Source organism: Beduinella massiliensis (genome assembly GCF_900199405.1).
GTDB lineage: Bacteria > Bacillota > Clostridia > Christensenellales > Aristaeellaceae > Beduinella > Beduinella massiliensis.
This window is the reverse complement of record NZ_LT963430.1, coordinates 578,442-590,640: the sequence shown is the minus strand read 5'-3', so window position 1 is coordinate 590,640 and position 12,199 is coordinate 578,442. Positions and strand designations below refer to the sequence as shown.

Here is a 12,199-nt window from a genome sequence, read left to right as displayed (position 1 = left end):
AGGGCCGCGCTGAACAGCGCGGCCCCCAGACCGATGACAAAGTATCGTCTTGTTAAAGGAGATGAGATGTATGAAGGGGAAGCTTCCCCTTCATGTGGGATCGTATCGACCGGCTTTGCCTGCCGCACCCTGGCCTCTGCGGAGCGCTATGCGCAGGCCCCGGCCCTGCTCGCTTCGCGCGCTGCGCACAAATGCGCAGCTTTTGCGGAGGAAAACATCCCCCGCGTCCTTCGTGCAAAGCGAGCCTTCATTTTGCACGCGTTGCACGAGGTCATTTCTCGTATAGAATTTTGCGGATCGCGTGCGTGGACAGGCAGTAGCGCTCCGCCAGCAGTTCGGCCGTCGCCCCCTGCCGGTAGGCCCCTTTGATCTCCTGATTTCTTTTCCGCAGCTCCTCGCGGTATCCGGACGCTTCCCCCCAGCGCTTTTGCCGCGCCCGCGTCGTGGGCACGTAGATGTAGCCGCCCTGGATGTAGCCTTGCAGCTCCTTGACCAGCGCATCGGGCAGAAGCGCTTTTGCGCTTATATACTTCATGCGGGCTCCCTCCTTGATGTTTCCGTCAAGCAGCAAAGCCAGCGTCATGCCCGCGACCCTTACTCCATGCAATCGTCGCGGCTTTCTGGCCTTGCATGGAGTCCTGCTTCGTTGAGCCTCATCTGAAATTCTCCTCCTTCTGAAAGCGTCTCTTTAAAAGCGGCGGCCCGCCGTCTCCGGCGGGCCGTCTTTTGTGATTTTTGAAGCGTCCGCTCACTTCGCCCGCGGCTTCTTCGCCTCGCGCAGCGGGCCCAGCATGTCCGCCGCGTAAAAGACGAGCGCGGAAAGCGTCAGCGCCACCGCCGCGTACAGCACGTAGCGGTCCAGCGGGCTCATGGACATAAAGTTGAGCACGATCGAGAGCGCGAACACCACGGTCGCGACCTTGCCGATGTGCTTGGCGTGCACTACGATGCCCCGGTGCAGCGCCACCGCCCCGCCGACGACCAGCGCCGCCTCCTTCACGAGCACCAGCGCGATGATCCACCACGGCACGCGCCCGTCGATGCCAAAGCAGATGAGCACGGTCAGCAGCATCAGCTTGTCGGCCAGGGGGTCCATGAGCTTGCCGAAGTTGGTGACGAGGTTGCACTTCCTCGCGATGAGCCCGTCCAGCATGTCGGTAAGCTGCACGACGATGTAGATGATGAACGCCGTGGTCGTATGGCCCCGGAAAAACTGCCACACGAAAAAGGGCAGCAGCACGAAGCGCAGAATCGTCAGCGCGTTCGGTACGTTAAGGATTTTCTCTTGCCTGATCTTCTCCACCGTTTCATGTTCCTTTCGGGGGGATAGCCTGATCTTGCGCGCCCCGCTTCCCACGGGACGCAAACCGGTCTGGAATCCGCCTTCCGGCATATCCCTTACAGGCCATTATAGCACAGTTTTGCCCCGCGGGAAACAGCGTTCTTTGCAGGGTCAAAAATTTAGGCGTTCATCAGCCGCTCGCGCAGGGCGGGGATGTCGGGGTTTTCGATGTACTCGTCGTAGCTGTCGCGCCGGTCGATCAGCCCGCCCGGCAGGATTTCCATGATGCGGTTGGCCACGGTCTGCACACACTCGTGGTCCTGCGTGGTGAAGAGCATGCTGCCGGTAAACGAGGTCATGCCCTCGTTGAGCGCGGTGATGGATTCCAAGTCCAGGTGGTTGGTCGGCTCGTCCAGGATGAGCACGTTCGCGCCGGAGAGCATCATCTTGGAGAGCATGCAGCGCACGCGCTCGCCGCCGGAGAGCACGCGCGCGGGCTTGAGCGCGTCCTCGCCGGAGAAGAGCATGCGGCCCAGCCAGCCCCGGATGTCGGCCTCGTACTGCTCCTCGGAAAACTGGCGCAGCCAGTCGATGAGCGTCAGGTCGCAGCCCTCGAAGAAGGCGCTGCTGTCCTTGGGGAAGTAGGCCTGCGAGGTGGTCACGCCCCACTTGAAGCTGCCCTCGTCCGGCTCGATTTCGCCCATGAGGATTTGGAAGAGCGTGGTCTTGGCCAGCTCGTCCGTGCCCACGAAGGCGACCTTGTCCCCGGGCGTCAGGGTGAACGAAATCTTGTTGAGCACCTTGCGGCCGTTCACGGTCTTGGAAAGGTCCTTCAGCGTCAGAAGGTCGTTGCCGATGTCGCGGTCGGGCTTGAACTGCACGAAGGGATAGCGGCGGCTGGAGGGCTCGAAGTTCTCCATCGTGAGGTTGTCCAGCAGCTTTTTGCGGCTGGTGGCCTGCTTGTGCTTGCTCGCGTTCGCGGAGAAGCGGGCGATGAAGGCCTGCAGCTCCTTGATCTTCTGCTCGGTCTTCTTATTCTGGTCCTTGGCCTGGCGCGCGGCCATCTGCGTGTACTCGTACCAGAAGTCGTAGTTGCCCACGTACATCTGAATCTTGCTGTAGTCGATGTCGCAGATGTGGGTGCAGACCTTGTTGAGGAAGTGGCGGTCATGGGAGACCACGATCACCGTGTTGGGGAAGTCGAGCAGGAAGTTTTCCAGCCAGCGCACGCTCTGGATGTCCAGGTGGTTGGTCGGCTCGTCCAGCAGCAGGATGTCGGGGTTGCCGAACAGCGCCTGCGCCAGCAGCACCTTGACCTTCTGGCTGCCGTCCAGCTCGGCCATGCGCCTGTGCTCCAGGTCGAGCGAGAGGCCCAGGCCGGTGAGCAGCATCTCCGCGTCGGACTCGGCGTTCCAGCCGTCCAGATCCGCGAACTCGCCCTCCAGCTCGGAGGCGCGCACGCCGTCCGCCTCGGTGAAGTCCTCCTTTTGATAGAGCGCTTCCTTCTCGGTCATGATGTCGTAAAGGCGCTTATGGCCCATGATGACGGTCTGCAGCACCTCGAATTCGTCGAACTCGAAGTGGTTCTGCTTGAGCACCGCCATGCGCTCGCCGGGCGTGATGGCGATCTCGCCCGCCGTCGGCTCCAGCTCGCCGGAGAGCAGGCGCAGGAACGTGGACTTGCCCGCGCCGTTCGCGCCGATGATGCCGTAGCAGTTCCCGGCGGTGAACTTGATGTTGACGTTCTTGAAAAGCGGCTTGCCGCTGTAGCTCAGGGTGACGTTTTGTGCTGCGATCATGTGCGATTGAATCCTCCCGGGGCCTTGCCCGCATCCCATAGTCCCTGCGCATTGCTTACAGGGCATAACGAACGTATTGTACAATCAACGCGGCAAAAAGTCAAGGAAATCAAGGGATTTCGGGCGTCCCGCCTTCCGGGCGGTCGGCGGGCGTTCCCAGGCTGCACAAATTTGATTGCGGTTTTTCGCCGTTTGCGCTATATTTATCCTGAACGTTCGTCCGCGTCCGGCTAAAAAAGCGGACGAAGCATGTCGGTCAACCTGTAAAACGCCCCTTTTCCCCATTCTAAACATCTCAAAAAGCGGGGTATGTGCGATGCGCCTTTCGCTCAAGCGCTGGGTTCAGCTTCTGTTCGTCTGCATCCTTCTTTTCCTGACCGCCTTTACGCTGATCAACACCGCCTATTCGGCCGGGTTCGTCAAAAGCCAGGTGCTCCGCTCCTACAGCGACACCATGCGCCTCTATCTGCAGATGATCGACAGCACCTTTCACAACGTGGAGCTGAACGTCGCCAACCTTTTGAGCACCCAGACGAGCGCTCTGTACGCCGCCGAGCAGCCGGGCGACGACACCCAGGCGCTCCTCGCGCGCCAGACCGTCTACCGCGCGCTCTCTCAGAGCGTGCTGCTCTCCACCAGCATGGACGGCGCCTTTTTCTTCTCGCCCGAGTCGGACCGCCTGCTCGCCTGCGCCTACCGGACGCTGCCCCTGGATGAGACGGACGCCCTTCACGACACGCTGCGCGGGGACCTGTGCGGCACGCTCAGCGGCGACCTGCTCTCCTGGTACTGCCGGCGCGTCGGGGATAGCTGCTACCTCTTCTTCGTGCGCCCGTTCAGCGACAGCTACCTGGGCGTGTACGTGAGCGCGGACGCGCTGCTCCAAAGCCTGCGCAATTCCAGCTTTCTGGCGGTGGACGACGTGTGCCTGCTGGGGGATTCGGGCGCGGTGCTCTCCTCCGAGCTCGTCTCCCACACCCTGAGCAACCCCGTGTACCTGCCGGGCGACGAATTCACGCTCGACGGCGCCCGCTACACGCTCGTGCGCGCCCCGCTCGCGCGCGCCGACCTCACGCTGGCGGCCCTGGTGCGCACGCAGCGCCTCGTGGGCGGCCTCAGCCGGAACCTCTACCTCCTGATCGCGCTCTCCGCGCTCATGTGCCTGTTCGTGCTGTGCGCATACCTGGCGACGAAGCGGCACATGCTCCGCCCGCTGGCGCGCCTCGCCGAGGCGATGCGCGCCTTTCAGCGCGGCGACCTCGAGGCCCGCGTCGACGGCCGCACCCACGTGCAGGAGCTGGACCTGGTGAACGACACCTTCAACCACATGGCGCGGGAGGTCACGCAGCTCAAGATCGCCAACTACGAAAGCGAGCTGCGCCGCAGCCGCACCACCCTGCACTTTTACCAGCTCCAGATCCGTCCGCACTTTCTCATCAACGCCCTCAACACCCTCTTCACGCTGGCGCAGGTGAAGAACTACGCCCTGATTCAGGAGCTCACCACCTTTCTGGTGCGCTATTACCGCTATACCCTGCGCAGCACCGGCACGTTTGTGCGCCTGCACGACGAGCTGGAGCACGTGGAGAACTACCTGAGCATCCAGCAGATGCGCTTCCCCGACAAGCTGGACGTGTGCGTGGACGTGCAGGAGAACCTGCGCGGCGCGGCCGTGCCCCCGCTGATCCTGCAATCGTTCGTGGAAAACAGCATTCAGTACGCCGCGAGCATGGACGAGGCGGTCGTGCTGGGCATCGAGGTGCGCACGGACCCCGCCCGCCAGGACGAAATCCTGCTCACCATCTCGGATACGGGCCCCGGCTTTCCCGACGACCTGCTCGCCGCCGCCCGCGCCCAGCGCCCGCTGGGGGACGGCACGGACGCGCACATCGGCATCTACAACGCCCAGCAGCGCCTGCTTCTCGCCTACAAGGGCCGCGCCTCGCTGCGCCTGTCCAATACCCAGCCGCACGGCGCGCGCGTGGACATCGTCCTTCCCTACATCCCCTATTCGCCGCAGGAAGAGGAGGGCTTGCCATGCTGAGCATCCTGCTGGTGGACGACGAGGCACTGGTGCTCCGCATGCTGAAAAGCGAGCTGAACTGGTCGAAGCTGGGCATCGAGCGCGTGTATACCGCCCAGAGCCTGCGCCAGGCGATGCAGGTCTTTTCCGCCGGGCAGGTGGACATCCTGCTGTGCGACATCGAGATGCCGCGCGGCAGCGGCCTGGACCTGCTGCGGCTGCTGCGGGAGGAGCAGCGCGAGGTCGTCAGCATCCTGCTCACCGCGCACGCGGACTTCCGCTACGCGCGCGAGGCCGTGGCCCTGGGCGCGATCGACTACGTCATGAAGCCCGCGCCCCTGCCCACGCTGGAGGACGCGATCGCGCGCGCGGCTGAACGCGTGCGCCGCACGCGCACGACCAGCGACTACGTGGCCTACGGCAAGAACTGGGTCGTAAACCGCCGCTTCCTGCTCGAAAACTTCTGGCAGGACGTGCTCCGGGAAGGCGTCGAGCCCCGGCGCGGCGCGCTGCTCTCGGAGATGGCCGCCCGCCGCATCGAGACGCCGCTGAACGAAGCCTACGCGCTGCTGCAGGCCGTGCTGCGCGTGCCCTCGGACGATCATTCGGGCCTCTCGGCGCACGACCTGGACTTCTGCGTGCGCAACATCCTCGCCGAGCTCACGGGCGCCGCGGCCGTCGTCTCCCCGGTCGAGGGCGTCTGGACCTGCATCCTGCAAAGCGGCGAGCGGACGGGGGAGGATTACCTCGCCCTATGCGCCCGGGCGGCGGAGGCGATGGAAATGTACCTGCACGTCGCCCTCGCCTGCTGCGCCATGGAGGGCGTCGCGCCCGAACGCGCCGCCAGCCAGAGCCGCCGCATCCGTCGCTACGTGCACAACCGCATGGACCAGCAGCGCGCGCACTTCTTCCCCGCGCCCCTCGCCCACGAGGATTCGGAGTGCGAATACAAAAAGCCTCCGTTCGAGAGCTGGCGCGGCCTGCTGCGCGCCTGTCAGGCGGACGCGCTGGAGCGGCAGGCCTCCGCCTACCTCTCCTCCCTCGCCGCCAAGGGCGTCGTCCCCGAGCGCGTGCTTTCCTATTTTTTACACGATTTTTTGCAGATGGTCTACGCCGTGCTGGAGGACGAGGGCATACAAAGCGCCGCCCTGCTCTCCGCCGAGGGCGTGCAGGACCTGCTCGCCCGGGCGGCGGCGGGCGCGAGCGACATGCTCAGGTTTTGCGTACACGTGGTGCGCGCCTGCCGCGAGCTGCTGCGCGGGCCCGACGACCCGGTTCCCGTCTCCGAGCAGATTTGCCGCTACATCAAGAGCCATCTGGAGGAGGACCTCAGCCGCGAGGACATCGCCGCCCACGTGGGCCTGAGCCCCGAATACGTCTCGCGCCTCTTCAAGCAGGAGACGGGCGTCAACCTCGTGAGCTACCTGCAGACGGTGCGCCTGGGCACCGCCTGCGAGTGGCTGACGCACAGCGGGCTGTCCATCAGCGAGATCGCCGCGCGGCTGGGCTACGACAACTTCGCCTACTTTTCCAAGATCTTCAAAAAGTACACCGGGCTCACGCCCTCCGCCTACAGAAAAGACCCCTCTCAGGCGCGAATGTCATAAATGTACAAAGATTCTATCACAAAACAAGTGGTTGTGCCCTCCTGTGCACGTTATAATGAATCATCGAATTCATTCAAAGGAGGGCACTTTTCTTATGAGAAACCACAAAAAACGTATCTCTTTTCTGCTCTGCCTGACCCTGCTGATCGCCTGCCTGGGGCTGACCCCCGCGCTGGCGGAGGAGAAGCCCACGGAGCTCACCATCGGCTTCTTCTCGCTCAACGGCGTCCCCTCGGACCTGCAGGAGGTGCTGGACGTGGTCAACGAAATCCTGATCGAGGAGATCAACGTCAAGCTGGTCGATCCGGTGGTCGCCAACTTCGGCAACTACCATGAGCAGCTCAACCTCATGCTCTCGGGCAACGAGCAGCTCGACACCTTCATGTGCTGGGGCAGCTACTGGCTCAACTACTACAACAAGGGCCAGATCATCGAGCTGGACGACCTGCTCTCGCAGTACGGCCAGGGCATCGTGGACGCGGTCGGCCAGGAGTGGCTGGACGCCGGGCGCATCGGCGGCCACCAGTACGGGCTCACCACCAACCGCGACCTGGCGGTGACGCGCGGCTTCGTGCTCCTCAAGGACGTCTGCGAAAAGTACGGCGTAGACGTCGGTGAAATCAAGACGCTGGACGACATGGCCGCGGTCCTTCAGACCATCAAGGACAGCGAACCGGCCATGATCCCCCTGAGCGCGGCCAACGGCGGCAACGCCCTGCTGGACACGATCTGCACATTCGACTCCCTCAGCGACAACCTGGGCGTCCTGATGAACTACGGCGAAAAGCTGGAGGTCGTCAACTACTTCGACACCCAGGAGTACGAGGACTATTGCCGCTACTTCCGTAGCTGGTATCAAAACGGCTACGTGACCGAGCAGGTCATGACCTCCTCGGACAACACCAACCCCCAGATGACCTCCGGCCGCCTGTTCGCCAACACCTCCAACATCAAGCCGGGCTTTGACCTCAAACAGAGCGCGACCGTGCAGCGCGAGGTCGTCAGCGTGCCCATGGTCGAGGTGAACACCAATTCCTCCGTGGTGCAGCAGTGCCAGTGGTACATCGCGGCCAACTGCGAGCACCCCGACAAGGCCATGCAGTTCCTGAACCTCATGTACACCGACCCGCGCATCGCCAACCTGCTCTCCTGGGGCATCGAGGGCAAGCACTACGTGGTGCAGGAAAACGGCCTCATCAACTACCCCGAGGGCGTGACCGCGGAGAGCTCCGGCTACAACCTGAACATGGGCTGGGCCATGGGCAACCAGTACATCACGCACATCTGGGAGGGCGACGCCCCCACGCTGTACGAGGACCTGCAGGCCTTTAACCAGAGCGCCGTCAAGTCCGCCGCGTTCGGCTTCACCTGGGACCCGACGCCCGTCAAGACCGAGGTCGCCGCGCTCAACAACGTGCTCAACGAGTACCGCTGCGGCCTGGAATGGGGCGTGCTCGACCCGGACGTCGCCCTGCCCGAGTTCCGCGCCAAGCTGAAGGCCGCGGGCATCGACAAGGTCGTCGCGGAAAAGCAGCGCCAGCTCGACGAATGGGCGAAGACGAAGTAAAAATTACGGCCGCGCGCCGGCGGGCGGCATCCCCGTCCGCCGGCGCGGGCAAAAGGAGCGAAAAGCGGTGATCGCCACCAGAACCCCCACCGGCCGAAGGCCCGTCAAGTGGAAGAAGTTCCTTCCGCTCTACCTCATGATGGTGCCCGGCATCGCGTACCTCATCGTCAACAACTACCTGCCGATGTCCGGGCTCATCATCGCCTTCAAGGACCTCAATTTCCGCAAGGGCATCCTGGGCAGCGACTGGATCGGCCTCAAGAACTTTGAATACCTGTTCGCCACCTCCGACGCCTGGCTCATCACGCGCAACACGCTCCTGTACAACGTCGTCTTCATCGCGCTGAACAACTTTCTGGGCGTCGCCGTCGCGATCCTGCTCAACGACCTGTCCAGCCGCCGGATGAAGAAGTTTTACCAGAGCGCGGTCCTTCTGCCCTACCTGATCTCCATGATCATCATCAGCTACCTGGTGAACGCCTTTCTGTCGAGCGACCTGGGCTTCGTGAACAGGACGCTGCTGCCCGCCCTGGGGCAGACGGGGCCCGCCTGGTATTCCACGCCCTCGCTGTGGCCGCCCATCCTCGTGTTCGTGAACGCCTGGAAGAACGTCGGCTACCTGTGCGTGCTCTACCTCTCGGCGATTTTAGGCATCGACAAGGAGTTTTACGAGGCCGCCGCGCTGGAGGGCGCGACCAAGCTCCAGCAGATTCGCGCCATCACCCTGCCCCTCATCAAGCCCACCATCGTCATGATGGTGCTGATGATGATCGGCAAGATCTTCTACGCGGACTTCGGCCTGTTCTATCACGTGCCGATGAACTCCGGCGCGCTTTACTCCACCACCAACGTCATCGACACCTACGTGTACCGCGGGCTGATGAAGCTGGGCGACGTGGGCATGTCCTCCGCGGCGGGCCTGTATCAGTCGCTCGTCGGCTTCGTGCTGGTGCTCGCCTCCAACCTGATCGTCCGTAAGGTAAGCCCCGAAAACGCGCTGTTCTGAGCAGAAAGGAGAAACCGCCATGAATACCCGCGACAACCGCATCTTCCAGTGCGTCGCGCACGTCGTGCTCGGCCTGCTCAGCCTCTTCGCGCTGTTTCCCTTCCTGCTGCTCTTCGTCGCCTCGCTCACCTCGGAGGGCGCCCTGGCGACGAACGGCTACAGCATCTTCCCCGCGGAGTGGAGCCTCGAGGCCTACGAATACCTGGTCAGGCAGGGCGATCAGATCCTGCGCGCCTACGGCGTCACCGTGCTCGTCACCGTGCTGGGCACGCTCGGCGGCCTCGTCATCATGTCCCTGCTGGCCTACCCGCTCTCCCGAAGGGACCTGCCGGGCCGCAAGGGCTTCACCTTCTTCGTCTTCTTCACCATGCTCTTCAACGGCGGCCTGGTGCCCACCTACCTGCTTTACACCAATTACCTGGGCATCAAGAACACGCTGTGGGCGCTGCTCATCCCCACGCTCCTCGTCAGCGCCTGGTACGTGCTGCTCATGCGCACCTACTTTGCGGGCAACATCCCCTCCGCGGTCGTCGAATCGGCCCAGATCGACGGCGCGGGCGAGCTGCGCATCTTCCTGAGCATCGTCGTGCCCATGTCGCGGCCCATCATCGCCACCGTCGGCCTGTTCGTGGGCATCGCCTACTGGAACGACTGGTACAACGGCATGATCTACATCACCAAGCCCCAGTACTACTCCATCCAGAATCTGCTCACGCGCATGATGTCCGACATCCAGTTCCTGGCCAGCAACGCCTCGCTCTCGGCCGCAGCCGCCGGCATGCAGTCCAGCATCCCCAGCATGTCGGTCCGCATGGCCATCGCGGCCATCGGCGTGCTGCCCATCCTGCTCATCTACCCCTTCGTGCAGAACAACTTCGTCAAGGGCATCGCCGTCGGCGCCGTCAAGGGCTGACGCGGCCCATCGAAAGGAAACGTGATTTATGAGAACCGTCAAGATCGGCATCATCGGCTGCGGCGGCATCGCCAAGCAGAAGCACCTCCCCTCCCTCAAGGCGGACCCGCGCGCCGAGCTCGTCGCCTTCTGCGACCTGATCGAGGAGCGCGCCCAGTGGGCCGCAAAGGAATACGGCGCGCCGGACGCAAAGGTCTATACCGACTACCGCGAGCTGCTCCGCGACCCAGAAATCGAGGTCGTGCACGTGCTGACGCCCAACCGCTCGCACTGCGAGCTCACCTGCGACGCGCTGCGCGCGGGCAAGCACGTCATGTGCGAAAAGCCCATGGCCAAGACCTACGCGGACGCCAAGAAGATGCTGGAAACCGCGAAGGAGACCGGAAAGAAGCTCACCATCGGCTACCAGAACCGCTTCCGCCCGGACAGCCAATACCTCAAGGGCCGCATGCCCTCCCTGGGCGAGGTGTACTACGCCAGGGCGCACGCCCTGCGCAGGCGCGGCGTGCCCACCTGGGGCGTGTTCCTCAACGAGTACGAGCAGGGCGGCGGGCCGCTGATCGACATCGGCACGCACGCGCTGGACCTGACGCTTTGGGAGATGGACAACTACGAGCCCGCCTCCGTCATGGGCTGCGCCTTCAAAAAGCTGGGCAAGCAGGAAAACCAGGGCAACATCCTGGGCCACTGGGACGTGGACAAGTACACGGTCGAGGATGCCGCCATGGGCTTCATCACCATGAAGAACGGCGCGGTCATCGTGCTGGAAAGCTCCTGGGCGCTGAACATCCTGGACGACCGGCAGGCCAAGTGCACGCTGTGCGGCGTGGACGGCGGCGCGGACATGAACGACGGCCTGCGGCTCAACTACGTCGTGGACGACAAGATGGTCGTCACAAAGCCCGACCTCGAGGCGAGCGGCGTGGACTACTTCGGCGGCGCCGAGGATACCCCCGGCGTGCTGGAAGCCCGCCAGTGGCTGGACGCCGTCATCAACGACACCGAGCCGCTGGTGCTCCCCGAGCAGGCGATCGTCGTCACCCGCATTCTGGAGGCCATCTACACGTCGGGCGCGACGGGCAGGGCCGTCTACTTCGACGAGGATTGACGATCCGAAGGAAAGGAAGGAATACACATGGCACTTAAGGTCGGCATTCAGCTCTACTCCGTCAAGAACGCCATGGCCAAGGACCCCATCGCCGCGATCGGCGAGGTGGCCCGCGCCGGCTACCGGTACATCGAAACCGCGAACCACCGCGCGGATCAGGACTGCGGCTGCGGGTTCGGCGTGAGCGCCGAAAGCCTGAAGGAAAAAATCGCCCCCTACGGCTCCAAGGTCGTCAGCGGCCACATTTTCCCCATGAACGAGGCGACCATCGACCCCATCATCGCGTATTACAGCGTGCTCGGCGCGAAATATCTCATCAACCCCATGAGCGTCTTTCGGAACCGCGACGAGGTGCTGCGCGCCTGCGACGGCTTCAACCGCGTGGGCAGGCGCATCGCGCAGGCGGGCATGCGGTTCTGTTACCACAACCACTTCCACGAGTTCCAGCGCTTCGGGGACAAAAACGTGATGGAGCTCATCATGGAGAACACGGACCCCGCGTGCGTGGGCATCCAGCTCGACACCTACTGGGCTCTGCGGGGCGGATGCGACCCCGTCGCCTTCATCGAGGCGCACGCGGACCGCGTATGCGTGCTGCACCAGAAGGACCTGGCGCAGGATTACGACCCGCCGCTCAACCACCTCGACAAGTGCGGGGACGTGTACATCACGCAGGACGTCTTCCGCGACACGGTCGGCGACCGCCGCTCCATCGTGGAAATCGGCACGGGCTGCATGGACATCCAGAAGATCATCGACGCGGCGAACAGGACCGGCAACATCGAGTACATCATCCTGGAGCAGGATCAGACGCAGCTGGACGAGATGGAATCCATCCGCGTCAGCATGAGCTGCTTCCGCAGGTTCAGCGGCATCGACTGGAACTGACGCAAG

10 protein-coding genes are annotated in these 12,199 nt (G+C 63.4%); 7 read left to right on the top strand and 3 right to left on the bottom strand.

Annotated elements, in window-relative coordinates; genetic code table 11:
• Positions 1-271 precede the first annotated feature (271 nt).
• The 3 genes from C1725_RS03420 to C1725_RS03410 form a co-directional block, all read right to left on the bottom strand.
• Positions 272-535 carry a CD3324 family protein gene (locus tag C1725_RS03420; protein WP_102413225.1) on the bottom strand — a complete coding sequence of 88 codons (264 nt, stop codon included), beginning with the start codon at positions 533-535 and terminating at the stop codon, positions 272-274.
• A gap of 213 nt (positions 536-748) precedes the next feature.
• The gene (locus tag C1725_RS03415; protein ID WP_346026298.1) at positions 749-1,303 is read right to left on the bottom strand and encodes a CDP-alcohol phosphatidyltransferase family protein; all 555 of its coding nucleotides are present in this window, start codon (positions 1,301-1,303) and stop codon (positions 749-751) included.
• A gap of 158 nt (positions 1,304-1,461) precedes the next feature.
• Complete coding sequence (locus C1725_RS03410; RefSeq protein ID WP_102410278.1) at positions 1,462-3,081, bottom strand: ATP-binding cassette domain-containing protein; 1,620 nt, start codon at positions 3,079-3,081, stop codon at positions 1,462-1,464.
• Between the two features lie 316 nt (positions 3,082-3,397).
• On the opposite strand from C1725_RS03410, the gene C1725_RS03405 reads away from it, so the two are divergent.
• The 7 genes from C1725_RS03405 (at position 3,398) to C1725_RS03375 (ending at position 12,193) form a co-directional block, all read left to right on the top strand.
• Complete coding sequence (locus C1725_RS03405; RefSeq protein ID WP_102410277.1) at positions 3,398-5,125, top strand: histidine kinase; 1,728 nt, start codon at positions 3,398-3,400, stop codon at positions 5,123-5,125.
• Positions 5,119-6,711, top strand: coding sequence for a helix-turn-helix domain-containing protein (locus C1725_RS03400; RefSeq protein WP_102410276.1), 1,593 nt, complete (start codon positions 5,119-5,121; stop codon positions 6,709-6,711). The genes C1725_RS03405 and C1725_RS03400 overlap by 7 nt, the downstream gene beginning before the upstream one ends.
• A 94-nt stretch (positions 6,712-6,805) precedes the next feature.
• Positions 6,806-8,278, top strand: coding sequence for an ABC transporter substrate-binding protein (locus tag C1725_RS03395; RefSeq protein ID WP_346026297.1), 1,473 nt, complete (start codon positions 6,806-6,808; stop codon positions 8,276-8,278).
• A gap of 67 nt (positions 8,279-8,345) precedes the next feature.
• A complete protein-coding gene (locus tag C1725_RS03390; protein WP_346026296.1) occupies positions 8,346-9,284 on the top strand; it encodes an ABC transporter permease in 939 nt (312 codons plus the stop codon).
• Between the two features lie 19 nt (positions 9,285-9,303).
• A complete protein-coding gene (locus C1725_RS03385; protein WP_102410274.1) occupies positions 9,304-10,197 on the top strand; it encodes an ABC transporter permease subunit in 894 nt (297 codons plus the stop codon).
• A gap of 28 nt (positions 10,198-10,225) precedes the next feature.
• The gene (locus C1725_RS03380) at positions 10,226-11,305 is read left to right on the top strand and encodes a Gfo/Idh/MocA family oxidoreductase (protein ID WP_102410273.1); all 1,080 of its coding nucleotides are present in this window, start codon (positions 10,226-10,228) and stop codon (positions 11,303-11,305) included.
• Between the two features lie 27 nt (positions 11,306-11,332).
• Positions 11,333-12,193 carry a TIM barrel protein gene (locus C1725_RS03375; RefSeq protein ID WP_102410272.1) on the top strand — a complete coding sequence of 287 codons (861 nt, stop codon included), beginning with the start codon at positions 11,333-11,335 and terminating at the stop codon, positions 12,191-12,193.
• Positions 12,194-12,199 lie beyond the last annotated feature (6 nt).